General features: G+C 49.4%; 10 protein-coding genes. All 10 read left to right on the top strand.

Translation table 11 applies throughout. From position 1 onward, the window contains the following. Positions 1–714 (top strand): T9SS type A sorting domain-containing protein (locus tag ONB24_08680; GenBank protein ID MDZ7316183.1); only part of this gene is annotated, 714 nt, incomplete at its 5' end. Between the two features lie 914 nt (positions 715–1628). Next, complete coding sequence (locus ONB24_08675; protein MDZ7316182.1) at positions 1629–2480, top strand: hypothetical protein; 852 nt, start codon at positions 1629–1631, stop codon at positions 2478–2480. Positions 2481–3015: 535 nt separating this feature from the next. Next, positions 3016–4527 carry a PQQ-like beta-propeller repeat protein gene (locus ONB24_08670; GenBank protein ID MDZ7316181.1) on the top strand — a complete coding sequence of 504 codons (1512 nt, stop codon included), beginning with the start codon at positions 3016–3018 and terminating at the stop codon, positions 4525–4527. A 10-nt stretch (positions 4528–4537) separates the two neighbouring features. Next, positions 4538–6346, top strand: coding sequence for a T9SS type A sorting domain-containing protein (locus ONB24_08665; GenBank protein MDZ7316180.1), 1809 nt, complete (start codon positions 4538–4540; stop codon positions 6344–6346). After that, on the top strand, positions 6343–9918 hold the full coding sequence (locus tag ONB24_08660; protein MDZ7316179.1) for a PKD domain-containing protein: 3576 nt from the start codon (positions 6343–6345) through the stop codon (positions 9916–9918). Before ONB24_08665 ends, ONB24_08660 begins: the two co-directional genes overlap by 4 nt. A 509-nt stretch (positions 9919–10427) precedes the next feature. Beyond that, a complete protein-coding gene (locus ONB24_08655) occupies positions 10428–11645 on the top strand; it encodes an alpha/beta hydrolase-fold protein (GenBank protein MDZ7316178.1) in 1218 nt (405 codons plus the stop codon). 36 nt (positions 11646–11681) lie between these two features. Then, the gene (locus tag ONB24_08650; GenBank protein MDZ7316177.1) at positions 11682–12836 is read left to right on the top strand and encodes an alpha/beta hydrolase-fold protein; all 1155 of its coding nucleotides are present in this window, start codon (positions 11682–11684) and stop codon (positions 12834–12836) included. A gap of 32 nt (positions 12837–12868) precedes the next feature. Beyond that, the gene (locus ONB24_08645; GenBank protein MDZ7316176.1) at positions 12869–15487 is read left to right on the top strand and encodes a glycoside hydrolase family 3 C-terminal domain-containing protein; all 2619 of its coding nucleotides are present in this window, start codon (positions 12869–12871) and stop codon (positions 15485–15487) included. Positions 15488–15900: 413 nt separating this feature from the next. Then, positions 15901–16152 (top strand): hypothetical protein, encoded by a 252-nt coding sequence (locus ONB24_08640; protein ID MDZ7316175.1) that lies wholly within the window; start codon positions 15901–15903, stop codon positions 16150–16152. Between the two features lie 165 nt (positions 16153–16317). Then, entirely contained in the window at positions 16318–17208 is an 891-nt protein-coding gene (locus ONB24_08635; protein ID MDZ7316174.1) for a T9SS type A sorting domain-containing protein, read from the top strand. Positions 17209–17797 lie beyond the last annotated feature (589 nt).

The following is a 17797-nucleotide window of genomic DNA, read 5'->3' as shown; positions in this document are numbered from 1 at the left end:
TTTGAGCCGGAATGGTCGGCCGAGGGCGGAACCATACAGCCGACAGGCCATTCTTGTCTCTATACTGCCGAACAAGTGGGTCAGTTTGCGATCATCTGCCGCTCCAAAGGCGCGGCGGTAGAAGGTCGGGCTTTCATCAATACCGCCAACCTTCCTTCTGAACTGGTAAAAATCACCATTACTCCGGCAGAAACCGTGCTGACGGTCGGTCAAAGCCTGCAGCTCCGCGCCGTGGGCAAAGATCAATATGACGCCGATTATCCTCTTACTGACCCGCAGTGGTCGACGACGGGCGGCGGGACCCTAACGGTTGACGGGAGTATTTGTACCTATACGGCAACGACGCCTGGCGAATTTACGCTCACCTGCCGGCAGGGCGGAACATCAATTTTCGGCACGGCAACAATAAAGGTGCAGACAGCAACCGGCACATCCGCTTCAACTGCCGACTATATATTTTCGTTGCAGCAGAATTATCCGAATCCTTTTAATCCCTACACGACGATCGAATATCAGGTCAAGGAACCTTGCAGGGTAATACTCGAGGTTCTCGATCCGCGCGGCAGAACCGTCGCCATGCTGAGGGATGATGTTCATCAGCCCGGCGTCTATTCCGCACGCTTTGATGCCGGAACTCTGCCGTCGGGCATTTACTTTTACCAAATCCGCATGGGCGGATTTAAAGCGGTAAGAAAAATGATAATCATGAAATAAGGTGCAAAAATTAACTCGTTGTTTATAGTTTTCGTAATAAAAATAATCAATCAATTTTTGATTATGGTAAAGCCGTTAACTAAAACATCCAGTTTGATCGTCGTGTAAATCACTCTTAAGTCGGATCAGTTGCCTTTTGCGGTGTGTTTAGAGTTTTTCATGACGCAGATCTAAAATGGTTAAGATTATCCGCATCGTCTTGCCGCTGGTCTTAAGAGTCTTCTTTAATGCTGTTAGATTTTTGTTAAATGGGGGGAAGCATATAAAAATGATAAAGTTGAACCTCTCTCGGAGCAACTGAACCTGCATATTGAATCGCTCATTGGGGTGCCGTTAAAGACTACGAGTGGGATTTTTAAGTCTATTGCCTCGGCGCATTAAAATCGCCGTTGCATTCGAGCCGATCATAGGAGATGAAAGAATTACTCTTTGCAGGCTTTCTGCTAATGCACACGAATGAACGCTAATCGCACCAATTTTTAGCCTGTCTTTGTATTCGCGTTTATTTGCGGTTTTCTTTGCAGGAATTCTTTGCGTCGTTTAGGGCGTTCGGGAAAAAAGGTTTTTAATAGGATTCAAGCGGTCTCTAAGAAGTCGGCTTTATCCTCTTGGGAAAAACCATGGGATTTCCTCATCATAAATGCATTATGTAGCTATGCCCACCTAAGAAATTGTGATAAATGTAAACAAAGCAACGTCAAGTAACAAATAACATTTGAAGCAATCACTCTATTAAATGGTCAGAAAAAATAATCATATTTAGAATTGCTTTTATTCGAAAAGCGCTAAACAACGCTTGACTTTTTTATATTGGTTTTTTAAAATAATCAGAAACAGTCTATTTATATAATATGTTTATTATCAATATGTTACAAATGTCGTCGCTAAACAACGCAATAGAAAGGAGAAAAACTATGTTACGGACCGGTACGGAAAAGATAATCAAGATGGTCATCTATGCCTCGATTTTAGTGGGTATTTCCTTTACCAATTCCAAGGCCTACGATCGTTGGTGGAATAAAAATTTTTCGATCGGTGTCAATTTCGGCAGAACCTCAAACGCTGCGGCCGGTTATAGTGAGACAAATGCCAATATGCCTCTGGACGCTTTTTATGCCTATAACAGCTTTGGTCCGTCTGATCAAAGACCTATTGTTTGGGCCGGCACCGATGCGGAATTAAAACAGATAACGTTGTCGCTCTTCAAGCAAAGGTTGTTTATCGCAGTCGGAAGTCTGCAAAATTCCCCGCGGGTTAATGTTAAAAAATCTAAAATAGTGAACATGGTTCCTACAGGAAATACCAAGTTCGTTTGGGAAGGAGAATTTAAGAATGAGTTTACATATATCAGCCTTGGGTACAATATGCCGATCCTAACAGACCGTACTTTGGGTCGTTTTTCTTTGGGTGTGGCGATTGGGACCGGAAAACCGGAAGTCTCGGAAATGAGCTACAACCTTTATCAAGAACACGTAGATAGAGGCAGCATTTCTTTCCCGCACAGAGGAAAACTATCCTTTACCGACCAAAGTGTCTATTTTGGTTCTTTTATTTTAAAATACGAGTTTCCCTATTTTCCCATTTCTTTGAGCTACAACCTGAATTACGGACTGATGGGAAGCGGCGAACGCGGACATTGGACTTGGAATAAAAACGGTTATATCGACAGTGATGCGACAAATCAAATGGGCGTCCGCTCATTGCAGTCATTCGGACTTGTCTATTACAGCTTTATGCCGAATATTTCGGTCTGTTTCCCGTTTTAGCCGGTGTTTCTATTCTAACCGATCTGTTGCCTAACCGCCGTTGATTTCCAGGTTAAGCTTTAGGATCGGAGTACCCTAGAAGATCATGCAAACGATATAGAGGCTTTCAATGGGCAGGCGCTTCATTTCTTCTGTGAGCACCTGCCCTTTCTTTAGCACCACTTTTCAATATATAAGGATGTCGACCTAGTCCGAAATAGACCTTTCCACCAAATTTCAGCCTCACAGATTCAACACCCTCCCTCAATGGCTTTTCGATTAGATATTAAGGGTATAGGCCCATATATCAGCGCGGAAATCTTGCAGCTTAGAAAAGGATTTTTCAGCCCCAATATGCATCTGTAGTGCTAACGGCATAATAGATTCATAATAAAAAAAGTAAAAACTTGCTGCCGTCGCGATAAAAGTCTTTATACAATAAGATTCGTTACGATACCGAATTGGATTATTTTAATAATTTTTTAACATGATTTTTTAGGGAATATTTTTTATTAATCATCGATTACTTTTTCCCTAAACCCAAGGGAGGAGCCGTATGCTAAGATTTTTGATCCTTTTGCTGGTTATTCTTTTCTCAATCGAGCTTTATCCTCAGGGCTGGAGGCAGCTGCAGAACAATTCCGAGCATCATGGTCGCGTATCCTTTACGGTTTCACCGCCCTATCGGGTACGGTGGTTTTGGGTTGGAGAAAACTTGACGCTCCGTAACCGCAGAAGTGTCCCCGGATGGCCGCACGATCTCGATTCGCGCCCGGGCTACAGCTTTCCACTTCCTGCGTCCGTCGACTTTACGATCTCAGGCAATGTCCAAGTTGTATCGGATGATTCGCTGGTCTATTTCGGCACCATGGACGGCGACTTTTTCTTTGTACGTCGCTTCGACGGCGCCACGCGAAAAAAGATCCGGCTCGACAATCCGGTGGTTTCGACAGCGGCCGTCGAAGGGTCGGTCGTAGTCGTTGCCGGGCTTTACGGCAGCGTCTACGGCCTCTCGACGCCGACCGGCGGCATTTTATGGCGGGTCGATTTTCCCAAAGCGATTACCATTGCGCCGATCATTCGCTCCGGCAGAGTTTACTGCGCAGACCACTCCGGTCGGGTTTCCGCCATCGATCTGCAGAGCGGCGCGGTTCTTTGGTCGCAGAACCTTCGCTATCCTGTGCAGGGCACGCCGGCGGCAAATGACAACTATCTGGTGGTCTGTTCAGAGGATATGAACGTCCATTTGCTGAACGCGCAGACTGGGGCTTTACTCCGCAGCCGCCGCGTTTACGGTCAGTCCTTTCGGGATACCCATGTGGTCATTCTCGATAATATGGCTTATGTCACGGCCGTTCCGGCGCCGATGTTCGGCAGCGAATGGATGATGGAAGAGGTTATGGAGGCATCTACCTCGTTCGACGACGAAGAACAAAAGATCCTTGCTTGGTTAACGGGTAACAGTCCTTATCCTTACGCTTCACCGGACTGGAAAACCAAATATGCTTTTCGACTGCCTTCTTTCGACGAAGCGTTTCCGATCGCCTCTGGTCCAAATGACGGTTGCGGCATGTCGCCGCCCAGCATGGTGGTCGACAATCAAAATCGCGTCCTGAGCTGGTTCAAGACCCGCTTTCCCACCTTTACCGACGGTCCGAGTTCCATTTTTGGATCGAATTATAATATGGATATCATGTACATCCATCCGCAAACCGGTCGACGGATGCGAATTGAGTTGGGACGAGACGGCGGCATGTGGATGCGCGAGTCAGACAATCTCTATGCGCTTTCGGTTTCCGGAAATCTGCTCTGGATGCGACAGAATTTTCGCGGCACCCAGGTCATCGATTTGACCACTGCCGATTATTCCTACGTTCAGGTGGAAGCTCAGGTCCGCGACGGCGGCGATTTTACCGGTGCAAATTTTTGGTATGTTTATAATGAGATCAATCTTCCCGAGACTTCGCAGCCGCATTGGCAGGGTCGCGTAGCGCCCTCTTTTGCAGGCGGATTTGCGTTTTGGTGTGAAAATTATGGCGTGGTTTGCGTGGAAACCGATCTACGTTAAGAGGTGGGATATGAAAAGCGTTTTAAAAAATACATTCTTTCTTCTGCTATTCGTTACCTCGATTCGAGCACAAGACCGCAGTCCGTATATATGGCAAACGCCGGTCACCTACAACGTCAACGCGCCCGAGTCCATGCTGCGCGAACTGCGGGCGCAGATCGACACCGTCCTGCAATATAACGCATTAGCTCCGTTACGGGTCTATTACGGCGACATCATCTGGGAAACCTATTTTATGTACCTTGAGCCGGCTCGAATCATCTGGACATTGGCCAGAGCCTACAACCATTTGATGCCGGCGCAGCGAACGGCAGTCGGGGATTACATTCGCGCCGAATTGGCGCATCCGACTGCTTCACCTTGGCAGCACAGGGAATGGTCTACGGCTCATTTAAGTCGTACGCAGGGAAAACGCCGGGAATATCATCCCCTCAGTCAAGTTTGGGGAGAGGATATTTACGCAAATATCGGGAATCGGCCGGTGATGCATATTCTTTACGGCATCTGGCTTTATGCTTTCAATTCCAAGGATTATGCGATCATTTCCGAAAATTGGAACATGATTCGTGAATACTATAATAATTTCGCCTATCGGGAATTGAATTTATTGAGCGGCCTCGGCGCCGCCGTGGCAATGGCGCGCATGGCGCACTATATGAACGATGCCGCCACTCTGCAGACGGTTTTGAATCAACTCAACACGTATCTTCGGTTCACCGGTTTGCTGGATTCGGCGCGCAATTTTGCTTATAACGGTTTATACGGCTGGGATGCGCCTTATCCTTACGATACGGATCGGGCCAGGGACTTCGTATTCATGAATTTCTTTTTCCTTAATATTCCACCTGAAATCTGTAGGTTTTTGGATGACTATTATCGGTCCGAAACTTTGGCGGCGCATCAAAACGAATTACGAAAATTCCCGATTTGGTGGATTCGTTCGGTGCCGTACTGGTCGCGGTGGACCGGCGATGAATCCGTCGGTTTGCCGACCGAGGTTTGCGGCATGACTTCGCCGATCGAGCGCTGGATCGTGCAACAAAATCCGGATCGATTCGCTCTTTATACACGCAGCGTGCCCAACGGCATCGGTGACTCGCACTGGCTCGAAATGCTGATCGATGCCGTCGAAGTGCGCGGTCAGACACAATGGGTGGATGTGCGGACTTTTTCCGACAATACGCCGCCCGCAGCCATTACGGATTTGAGGGTAATTTACAGAAACTCTCAGCCGTTTCTCGTTTGGACAACTCCCTCCGATAACGGCCTGAACGGCAGGCCGTTCAATTACCACATCCGCTATTCCGCTAATCCGATAACGGATGCAAATTGGAACACCTACTCTGTGATTCCTTACAATCAGACCATCAAACCAGCGGGCGTTCCGGATACGCTGGCTCTGCCCGTGCTCGGCTTGGCCCCCTCCTACTATATTGCCGTTAAATCTTCCGATGATTTCAACAATCTATCGGCGATGTCGAACATCGTTTTGTTCGACAATCGCGTCATTCTGGTCAATCAGGAGCAGCAGCCGGATAAAAAATTCATGCTCGAGGCTTATCCCAATCCCTTTAATCCGCAAACGACCATTCGATTTCAGCTGCCCTCTCCGGCCAAAGTCAACATTGCCGTTTATTCGACTTTGGGCGAGTTGGTCGATACGCTCGTTAAAGGCAAATTCTATGCTGCCGGTGAATACTCGACGGAATGGACCCCAAAAGGAATTTCGTCCGGATTTTACATAATCTCCATCACCGCCGAAGATCCGGTTCATCAAAGCAAAATGATCAAGACCTCAAAAGTGGTGTATGTAAAATGAAAAGAGCGCTATTACTGATTGGTTTGTTTTCATCTGCTGTACGGCTTTCGGCGCAGACGCCGCAGAATCTGCTCGTCAACGGCGGATTTGAGAACGGTTTCAACGGCTGGAGCGCGCCGGCAATCCTGAGTTCGACCATCAAATATTCGGGCAATTACGCAGCCAAATTCCTCAACTCGCACGGTCAAATCGATCAGTTGGTGGATGTCGAGCCCAATCAAAATTACAAGCTTACCTTTTGGGTTTACCTGGATCCGGCTTTCAGCGGCGACGATTGGGGCGGTGTCTTGTGCAGCGTCGTGGACTATAATTGGAACCAGTTGGGGGCGTCGATTTTCATCAATCCGAACAACCGGCCGAAGGGGAAATGGCTCTCGTTTGCCGTTTCCTTTAACACGGGATCGGCAAACGTCGTCCGAGTACAGATCGGCTTTTTCGGCGGTTCCGGTTGGAATGCCGTTTTTTACATCGATGAGGTCAAGCTGTTCAAAAAGAGCGCCGTCAACCTGCCGCCGGATCTCCTATCGTTTACAGCCTCGCCGACATCCGGCACTGCGCCCTTGACGGTCTCTTTTTCACTTTCAGCAGCGGATGCCGACGGCGTCATCGAAAGCTATGTCATCCAACCCGGAGACGGCTCCTTTTACGAAAATGATCAGGCCGTACATACATACGCTTTGCCCGGCACTTATACAGCAACGGCAACCGTGCGCGACGATGACAACGGCGTCGACACGGAAAGCGTCATTATCAATGTCGCGGGTCCGTCCTCGTTTTCCATTCAAATGACCTCGCCTTTTCAGGGCGATTATTACCAGACCGATGCGGCCTCGCTGCTGCTGACCGGTACCTGCAGTGAGTCGGTGCCGGAATTGTTCTGGTTCAACGAAAAAAATCATCAAAGCGGGTTCGCCGCGCTGAATGGAACGCAATTCTCGTTTACTACCCCGTTGCAGTACGGCCGCAACGACGTGATCCTGCAGGCCAAACGCGTTAATAACGAATTTTATAAAAAAGAGATCACAATCGTCCGCATGCCGGCCGGATACAGCGGACCGATTCTCGGCACGGTCAACTTTTCTTCGCGCAATGTACAAACTTTTGCAAAAATCGAGATTACCTTTGAGCTGAATTCTATTGCCGACAATTATTGGTTTCCATACGATCCCTCTCCCCCGCCGAATTTGAACAGCGGCACCGGCGTCAGCGTCGATTGTATCTTTACAAAAGGCAATCGCACGTGGACATTTCCGGCGTTTTACGATATGCCTTACCAACGCTTCGACGACTATCTATTGCCTACCGGTGAGTTCATTTGGAAGGTCCGAGCCTCCCTGCCCGAAGCCGGAACCTACTCCGTCACGCTACGCGCTCAGGATCAGGGCGGAACGCGCTTTTACGATTTGGGCACCGTAACTGCAGCCGCTTCGAATAACAAAGGTTATTTGCAGGTCAGCCAAAACAACAACCGCTTCTTCGAATATTCTGACGGCTCGCCGTTTTACGGTTTAGGCTTCGGCGACGGCCCGGATACCCCGCGCAATACCGACAACAAAATCGAGGCTTACGCGCAAAACGGCGTCAGCCTTTTGCGCGTTTGGTTGAGTCCGGTTTCACAATTCTCGGATCCTTGGTGCGCCTGGACGACCCATCATCAAATGCCCGACAACGGCTATATGAATCCTCCCTTGTATCGCTTCAATCGGCGTTACAAGAACGGCGATTTCAGCATTCGTCTTGCAGCGCCCGCGGTTTCGAATGTCAATACGCCGGCCGCTTTTCGCGGTTTTTACGACGGCGGCACCGTGATCAAACCCAACACGACCTATCGAATCACGGTGCGCGTCAAGCTCGAGAACGTGACCGGCAACGGCGGATTTTCCCTCAAAACCGCCGGATGGGGCGGGACGGAAATCGTCAATCCGAACGTCGGCACGCGGTTGCTCGGACCGATCAAGGGCACAACCGACTGGCTGCTTCTGACGGCAAATTACACTTCCGGCGCCGGCGAGCGCGAACTGCCCAATCTCTATGCCGTGCTGGAGGGCAGTGTGACCGGCGAAGCCTATATCGACATGATTTTGCTGCAGGAAGTTCTGCCTGACGGCCGCCTCAAGCAGAACATCATGAGCAAATGGAGCGCCAATCCGCACTATTACTTTGATCCCATAAAGGTGCGTTATTTCGATTATATGATTGAGCAGGCGACTCTCCGAAACGTCCATTATAAAATCGTCATATTAGAAAAAGGCGATTATATTCTAAACCACATCGATCCGAGCGGCCTACCGAGTGATTTCAACGGCGACTTTGACGCGCCGCCCAACACCAAGCTGCGAAGATTGTATGAATACTATTGGCGCAATCTGATCGCCCGCTGGGGTTACTCGGATGCCGTTCATTCTTTCGAACTGGTGAACGAAGGTGCGCCAGGAAGCTACTTTAATTTGGTAAACGATTTCAATGACTTTTTCGAAACGGTTTCTCCACGGCCGATCATGACCACCACCTCCTTTTGGGCTGATTGGGTGCCGAATTACTGGAATCAGTCCCGCTGCGATTACGGCGACGTACACGCCTATGTCATCAATACCGGTTTTATCGATTCGGGCGTCTTTTTAGGACAAACCTACAACCGGCAGCAGATGCAGCAGGACCCGGCGGCCATGATTTACATCTATTCCAAGCGCATCGGCGATGATCCGCTGCGCAACAAGCCGGTCGTTCTTGGCGAGACCGATTTGGATACCCCGGCGGGACAGGCTTCCGATCCGGCATTGGCACAGGACACGGCGGGAATCTGGCTCCGCGGCTTTTTATGGGGACACTTGAACACAGGCGGAGTGACCGGCTTGATTTGGGATCCGATCAACATCCGTAATCATAACCTTTACCCCCTATACAAGCCGGTCTCCGCCTTTTTGTCGCAAATTCCTTTCAATCGCTATTCATTTCGCGACGCTCAGGTCACTATTACGAACCCGGATGTACGCGGCTGGGGTGTGGCGCAGCAAAATGACGGCGCCGTCTATTTCTATGCTGCTCACCGCAATCTGCGCTGGCGGTATGTGCTGGATAACGGCATGCCGCCGGCAGTGACGACCAGTTTCGTCGTCAGGCGACTCGCTCCGGGCATGCAAAAAGTAACCTTTTTCAGCACTCAGACCGGTGAAATACAAAACCTGTCCATTCACTATGTCGGCAGCGACAGCACCCTCGCTTTGAATGATATCGTCATTAATCCCGACATCGCCTTTTCGCTGACACCGACCAACGTCATAGACGTGCTGGATAAAAAAGAGTCGACTTTCGATTTCGACGTTTCCGATGTTTATCCGAATCCCTCCAATCACTCGGTTTCCCTCCGGCTCACTATGCCGCATCACGGCGACGTTGTTCTGCAATTGTATGATCTGCTGGGGCGAAAGATCGATCAAAAAATCTTTCGCGGGCTTGCGCCGGGAAATCACGATTTGACGCTCGACGGGAACGAACTGGCGTCCGGCGTCTACTTTATGGTCATCGAGGCGGGCAGCCTGCAGCAAACGAAAAAATTTTCCATTGTAAAATAAAAATTCATCTCATGAATTGCCGGCAGGCATCCGTAACCTGCCTGCCGGCATTGACAACCCTGCAGACAGCCGAAACAAACAATGAACGTTCATTTTACGTTCTTTGAAGCAGGGTTTTCATAAGCCGAAAAGAAATATTTCTGGTACAGATTCAGAATTTCTTTTCAGAGAATCTCCTTCCATTTTCGCGCCGCTAAACCCTGCCCCAATCTGTTGATCGTTTGCGGAATCTTGTCCATTCACATGTCAATCTAAAGGCCGCATCAGGTAAAGTTACATATTTCGAATGATGCGGTGTGTAAGAACATTTTCCTTAATTTTTCGTTGTAATTGAAAAGCTTTTAATACAGTCGCATCTCGCGGTGTTATGATTCTTGAAGCAGCGACAATCGGCCTTTGCCGGAGGCCAAAGTGTGCCGTTGTTTTTTCGTGAAAAGCGGGTGAATATGAACTCTTGGAAACAAAAAGTCAGATAAATAAAACCCCAAAACTATCGAGGAGAAGGAATTATGCACCGAAACAAACTATTCGCCTTTGCAATGATGCTGTTCCTGGCGTTTTTTACGACAGGCAAAAGTGAGCAGACGGTTGTCGAAGATTTTCAGCCGGCATCGACGAATCAGCCGGGGAGGGATTACCCGCAGGTCAATTCCGAGGGTCGGGTGCGGGTCAAAATTTCGGCGCCGGAAGCCCAAAGGGTGCAGCTGGATATCAGCGCCGTAAAGTATGATTTGGTCAAAGATTCAACCGGCGTTTGGATCGGAGAATCGGAGCCGCAGGACGAAGGCTTTCACTATTATCAACTCTGGATCGACGGCGCGGCCGTTCCTGATCCCAACAGCCTTTACTTTTACGGCGCATCCCGCTGGGGCAGCGGCATCGAGGTGCCCGCAAAGGATCAGGATTTCTACGCCTTGAAAAACGTGCCACACGGTCAAGTTCGGCAGAATCTTTATTTTTCCAAAGTCACCAACAGCGTGCGACGGTGCTTTGTCTATACGCCGCCGGATTACGACAAAAATCCGAAAAAACGTTATCCTGTCCTTTACCTGCAGCACGGCGGCGGTGAGGACGAAACCGGCTGGTCCAATCAGGGCAGGGTGCACCTGATTATGGACAATTTGCTTGCAGAAGGCAAGGCAGTGCCCTTTATCATTGTCATGGATAACGGCAGCTGGAGCTGGCCGGCGGGTGTGCCGAGACCCAAACCGGGTGAGCGTCCCAGCGGTCAATGGCCGCCGCAGGGCTGGGCCGATCAGTTCATGAAGACCCTGATCGAAGACATTATTCCGTTTATCGATTCGAATTATCGGACGCTTGCCGACGCGAAACACCGAGGGATGGCCGGCCTATCCATGGGCGGCATGCAGACGCGCGTTATTACCCTTGCCCATCCAGAACTGTTCAACTATGTCGGCATTTTCAGCGGCGGCAGCATCACACCGGAAGACATTAAGCAAAATCCGGCTTTCAAGGAAAAGGTCAAAGTGGTGTTTGTCGGCTACGGCAGCCGCGAGCTGGAAAACCGCAGATTCAATTTCGGCGGCGATCCGCAGGAAAACACCGAAGCGCTCAAGAATGCCGGCATAAATGCCCACTTTTATGTTTCGCCCAATACCGCTCATGAGTGGCAGACTTGGCGCAGAAGTTTTTATCAATTCGCTCAGCTGATATTCAAAAACAAAAGACGTCCGGGGTTGCAGGCTGCAGCCCCTCCAGCTCTTTAAAGCTCAATGACCCCTTTTGCAGGAGGAAAGATCAGAATGCGAAAGTTTTTTTGTTTAGCCCTCTCGTTCGCCGTTTTTTCCCTGCTTTTCGCGCAGATGGAAAAGCCGGAGATTAAAGACGATTTCAAGCCGTCGGTTTTGAATCAGCCCGGGCAAGAATATCCGCAAGTCAATTCCCAGGGATATGCCCGCTTCCGTATTATTGCTCCGCAGGCGCAGAGCGTTATCGTCAGCTTGGGCGGACGGGAAGGCACCAAGCTTACGAAAACCGAAGACGGCGCCTGGGTGGGCACCACAGCTGAACCCTTGGACGAGGGATTCCATTACTATCGTCTTACCGTCGACGGCGGCACCTTTAACGACCCCGGTACGCTGAATTTCTACGGCTCCTGTCGCTGGGAAAGCGGCATCGAAGTCCCGGCCTTCGACCAGGATTTCTATGCACTCAAAGATGTCCCTCACGGGCGTGTCCAGCAGGTCCTTTTCCCCTCGCCAAGTACGGGCACCATTCGCCGTGCCTTTGTCTATACCCCGCCGGATTACGAGAAAAACAAGAAAAAGCGCTATCCTGTTTTGTATCTGCAGCACGGGTGGGGCGAGGATGAAACCGCTTGGTCCAACCAGGGCCGCGCCAATCTGATTTTGGACAACCTTCTCGCCGAAGGCAAGATCAAACCGTTTATCGTGGTCATGACCTATGGAATGACCAATGAAATCCGGATCGGTGAATTGAGATCCTTCGACATCAAGCCGTTCCAGACCGTACTGGTGGATGAGCTAATACCCTATATTGATGCGAATTTTCGCACACTTGCTGATCGACGATACCGCGCCATGGCCGGTCTCTCCATGGGCAGCATGGAGACCAAGATGATCACCTTGGCCAATCTCGACAAGTTTTCCTATATCGGCCTGTTCAGCGGTGCTTCGATTTCTATGGAAGATGTCGAAAAGACCAAGGACTTTCGTGAAAAGGTCAAATTGGTCTTTGTCAGTTACGGCAGCAAAGAGTTGGATTGGATGATGCGGCTGGGTCGGGAATTGACCGGCGGCAATCCGCGCGAAAATATCGAGGCGCTGCAAAAGGCCGGAATCCGGAGCGTTCTCTATGTTTCGCCGAATACCGCGCATGAGTTCTTGACCTGGAGACGAAGCCTGCGCGAATTTTCCCAGTTGTTGTTCCAAGATTAAAGTGATCAGTTTACCAAATGAGGTCAATCGTCATGATCACCAATTCGACATCGGCAAAAATTCTTATCAGTATCTGTTTCATCCTCCTTACTTCGTTTCAAGTCGTAGGACAGGACCTGCCCTATCAGAATCCGAATCTCAGTTTTGAGGAACGAGCGCGAGATTTAATGTCCAGACTGACGTTAGAGGAAAAAGTCGGTCTTCTCTGCGATCAATCGGAGCCTGTACCGCGTCTCGGCATCAGGAGGTTCAATTGGTGGAGCGAAGCCCTGCACGGCTTGGCCAACAACGACAGCGTAACGGTGTTTCCGCAGCCCATCGGCATGGCGGCCTCGTTCAACGATGAACTGGTTTATCAGATTTTTTCCGCCGTTTCGGATGAAACCCGAGCCAAATATCATGAGCATCTGCGCCGCGGCGGTGAGAACCGTCGTTTCCTGAGTCTGTCCGTATGGACGCCCAACATCAACATTTTTCGCGACCCGCGTTGGGGCCGCGGCCAGGAAACTTACGGCGAAGATCCGTATTTGATGGCCAGAATGGGCATTGCGGTTGTAAAAGGACTGCAGGGGCCGGAGACGGAGAAATATCGCAAGCTGCTTGCCTGCGCCAAGCATTTTGCCGTGCATTCCGGACCGGAATGGAGCCGACATGAAATCAATCTCAACTCAGTAGATCCGCGCGACCTGTACGAGACCTATCTGCCCGCCTTTAAGGCTCTGGTTCAGGAAGCGCATGTCCGGGAAGTCATGTGCGCCTACCATCGCCTGGATGATGAGCCCTGCTGCGGCAATCGCCGGCTCCTGCAGCGCATCCTGCGTGAAGAATGGGGATTTCCCTATCTGGTCGTTTCGGATTGCGGCGCCGTGACCGACTTTTTCAACAGCCACAAGGTATCTTCCACCCCCATGCATGCGGCTTCGAAAGCGGTTCTCGCCGGCACCGATGTGGAGTGCGTATGGGCCAATTATCCCTTCAAAACCCTTGCGGCTGCAGTGGAAAGAGATCTGGTCGAGCCGGAAGACATTGATAAAAGCCTGATGCGGGTGCTCAAAGGCCGCTTCGAACTGGGCGATTTCGACCCGGATTCCTTGGTGCCCTGGACCAAAATTCCCTATTCGATCATCAACAATGAACGGCATCGGCAGATGGCTCTCGAAATGGCCAGGCAGTCCATCGTCTTGCTGCAAAATAAAAACAACATCCTTCCGCTCAGCAAAACCCCGCGCAAACCCATCGCCGTCATTGGGCCTAACGCCGACGACGCGGTCATGCTGTGGGGCAACTATAACGGCAAACCGATTCGAACCATCACAATCTTGGAAGGCATCCGTTCTAAAATTCCAGCTGATAAGCTTTTCTACGACAAGGGCTGCGATCTGGTTGACGATAAAGTCACGCAAAGCTATTTCAACCGTCTCCGCTTCGAAGGCAAACCCGGCATCAAGGCGACTTATTGGAACAATCGCAATCAAAGCGGTGAACCGGTTGCCGTTCAGTATATTACGACACCGATCAAACTGACGACTGCCGGCCAACACGAGTTTGCTCCCGGAGTCATGTTGGAAGGCTTTTCCGCCAAGTATGAAACGGAATTCGAAGCGACACAGGATGAAGAGATCACCTTCAACTATGGTGCGACCGGCTCCATGGAACTTTTGGTAAACGGCAAATCGGTCGCGCGAAGCTATAATTGGCGCACACTCCCCGCCAAAGCCCATTATAAAGTGGAAGCGGGGAAAAAATATCTCTTTGAAATCCGTTTTACGCAGCTGAACAACTGGCAGGCCAGTCTGGAATTTGATTTCGGCAAAGAGGTCGAGATCGATTTCACCTCTCTCATCCAAAAGCTGAAAGGCATCGAGACGGTAATCTTTGTCGGCGGTATTTCCGGTCGACTCGAGGGTGAAGAGATGCCGGTCAATCTGCCCGGCTTTAAGGGCGGCGACCGCACTCATATCGAGCTTCCTGCCGTTCAGCGTAATCTGCTCAAATCACTCAAGCAGGCCGGCAAAAAGGTTATTTTCGTCAATTGTTCGGGATCCGCAATTGCCCTCACGCCCGAAACGGAGACCTGCGAAGCGATCGTGCAGGCCTGGTATGCGGGCGAATCCGGCGGTCAGGCTGTAGCCGACGTGCTGTTCGGAGATTACAACCCCTCCGGCAAACTGCCGATCACCTTTTACAAAAATTCCGATCAGCTGCCCGATTTCGAGAATTATTCGATGAAAGGCCGCACTTACCGCTTTATGAACGACGCCTTGTTCCCGTTCGGCTATGGGCTCTCCTATACTCTTTTCCAGATTGGAGAAGCTAAAATCGAAAAAACCCAAATTCAGGCGAACGAATCCGTTTCTTTAACGGTGCCGGTGATCAACAAGGGCAAACGAAACGGCACCGAAGTCGTTCAGGTCTATATTCGAAAAATCAACGACGCCGACGGACCTTTGAAAACTCTGCGTGGCTTCCAGCGTGTAACTGTTCCCGCAGGACAATCAGGCAAGGCGCAAATCACCCTCCCCTATTCCGCCTTTGAATTTTTCGATCGGAAGAGCGGCAAGATGACCGTTGCCCCGGGCGAATACGAAATCCTCTACGGCAACAGCTCGGCGGATAAGGATTTGAAGGCGATTAAAGTCACGGTGATGTAGGTTTTGACGGAATAATCCTTAAAGGGGGGAAATTGCTTATCCTCTACTCCTCCCTTTTCTCAAAGGTATGGCCTATGCTCCTCCCCTGTGCCGATCGGTGCGGAGGAGGAGCAGTTTTTCATATTCAAAGCTGCTTATTAAAGAATAGCTAAGAAAAAATGGATGCTTCTTAAAGCATTAAAGACGAATAATATCCTGTTAGGCCGCTACACAGTCAAGGAGGTTATCAATATGCTTCGAAATGCAAAGGGCAATGTCCTTCCGGCTTTTGGTTTACTTGGAATTGCCGGGTATGAGCTGGCCTTTCGTCTTCTTCACATGCCTATGTTTTCCAACGATCTCTTTCACGGTATCTGGATTGGAGCCTGCATTGGGCTTGAGATCTGCGGTGTTTACTCCATGGGCAGGTCGAGGTGCTGACCATCGTCTGCTGGACAGGTAAATTCACCGAAAATACAAGCGGTCTACGAGGCGGGTACTCAGCAACGATATTTACCATCGGCGGCGGCTGTACGTGGCGTTTCAGCAGGCACTTTTACCTGAACCCCTGGGCAGCAGCAGTGCGCTTTCCGATCAGCGGCGATTGGGAAGTAAGATTTTCGGCGTTGACGTTTTCGATCGACCCGACGCCGGAGGTATCAATCAAACTGGGCGTCAAGTTCTAGTTTTGTTAGGGATTCGTATGGGACTTTAAACCTCCTGCATTCAGCGAACGAGCATGGGGCGTTTTCCCAAATGCCTAGATTTAGCTGTAATTAAAGACCTAAAATCCAAACAAACTCATGCACAGCTGGTCTATGAAATAAGCTTAACAGTGGAGGCAAATAATTATGGACCGTAGAGATTTTTTCAAATTAAGCTTGGTTGGAATGGGTATGGCGGCTTTGACAAAGCGGGCGCGGGCGCTGGAGTATTATCCCATGCCGTCCGACAAGAAATGGGCCGTATTGTACGGCACTTGGTGCGGAAGCGCTCGGGATGCGGCGGTGTGGATCTCTGAAGGCATGGGCGGCATTGCCAATGTGTTTGACGTACGCGAAAATCCCGATTTGAGCGAATACGAATATGTCGTCGTCGGCGGAGCGATTCGAAGCTCGGTGACGCGGCAGGAGTTACAAAATTACATCACCAGGAATAAAGAGGTGCTGCAGGCAAAGGTTCGCGGTCTGTTTGCAGTCTGCGGCAATATGGGCAGGCCGGTTGGACCGCAGCAAACGGCGATGTTCATTGATAACCATTTGGCAAAACTATGCGGGGTGAGCAATGTGCTGTCGAGAGTATTCTTGGGCAGAATAACAAAATCCTTAATGGATCCCCAGACCGCTGAAATGATGAAAAATTTCGAGGATTATGATAATCTCAAACGATCGGAATGCATGGCATTCGGTCAAGAAGTATTGACCGTAGTGAGCTTTGTCGAGAAAGTCAAGTCGGGGCTCCCGCAGGAGTTTGAGCTGGATCAGAACCATCCTAATCCTTTTAACGAATCGACGAAAATTAGTTACTCGCTGAATAAATCGGGCCAGGTCATGCTGCAAATCTATGATGCCAACGGAAAAATAGTACGAACACTCATTGACAACAATCAGGACGCCGGCAGCCATTTTATTCAGTGGGACGGAAGAGATGATTACGGCAACAGTGCAGCAAGCGGGATTTATCTCTATCTACTAAAATTCGAGGGGAATATCATTGCAAAGCAAATGGTAAAGGTAAAATGAGGGTTAAAAACTATCGGTGATTGACGGCATATAGGAATGACTTTAAGCGGCACTTGACACAAAAAGTAAGAAAAAAAGCCCTGAATTGACATCATGGCTTTTCAATTTTGCTTAGTTACGTTTCTTGACCGAAAATTTAAATGCGGATAAAGGAAAACGAGATTTTCGTCGTAACAAATTTATTTCATTGTGATGTAAAGAAACAATAAGCCGAAAGAAATAAAGAAAATAAAAATCAGAACCGTTAGAGAAAAGAGTCTTGATTTGAGGTCATGATACAATTCTTGGTTTTCTTCCTTAATAGATCTTAAACTCTCTAAAATGTTTTTATCCACCCAGGAAAAATGGGTATCGATTTGTCTTGTCAATTCCCTAGTTATATCCGTTTTTAGTTCCTGAATCTTCGCGAGGAACAATTGCGAGGTTTCTTGAATTTTGTTGGTGCTCTCCGAGAGATTGCCGTTTAGTGTAGAGAAATGACTATCAACAAGTTTTGCAGTCTCATTAGTCATCAACTACAATTCTTTCTCTTTATTCAGAACATGCAGTTTGACCGGTCTGCTTGCATTAACCACCTGCTCCTACTCAT

The sequence above is a fragment of the candidate division KSB1 bacterium genome (assembly GCA_034505495.1).
Classification (GTDB): domain Bacteria; phylum Zhuqueibacterota; class Zhuqueibacteria; order Residuimicrobiales; family Krinioviventaceae; genus Fontimicrobium_A.
Note: the sequence above shows the minus strand (reverse complement) of the source record. Positions and strands in the feature narration are given on the sequence as shown.

Bases quoted from the DNA above. Each gene is read 5' to 3' on its own strand.
- ONB24_08670 (MDZ7316181.1), top strand. From the start codon at position 3,016: ATGCTAAGATTTTTGATCCTTTTGCTGGTTATTCTTTTCTCAATCGAG.
- ONB24_08675 (MDZ7316182.1), top strand. From the start codon at position 1,629: ATGTTACGGACCGGTACGGAAAAGATAATCAAGATGGTCATCTATGCC.
- ONB24_08655 (MDZ7316178.1), top strand. From the start codon at position 10,428: ATGCACCGAAACAAACTATTCGCCTTTGCAATGATGCTGTTCCTGGCG.
- ONB24_08665 (MDZ7316180.1), top strand. From the start codon at position 4,538: ATGAAAAGCGTTTTAAAAAATACATTCTTTCTTCTGCTATTCGTTACC.
- ONB24_08645 (MDZ7316176.1), top strand. From the start codon at position 12,869: ATGATCACCAATTCGACATCGGCAAAAATTCTTATCAGTATCTGTTTC.
- ONB24_08650 (MDZ7316177.1), top strand. From the start codon at position 11,682: ATGCGAAAGTTTTTTTGTTTAGCCCTCTCGTTCGCCGTTTTTTCCCTG.
- ONB24_08635 (MDZ7316174.1), top strand. From the start codon at position 16,318: ATGGACCGTAGAGATTTTTTCAAATTAAGCTTGGTTGGAATGGGTATG.
- ONB24_08660 (MDZ7316179.1), top strand. From the start codon at position 6,343: ATGAAAAGAGCGCTATTACTGATTGGTTTGTTTTCATCTGCTGTACGG.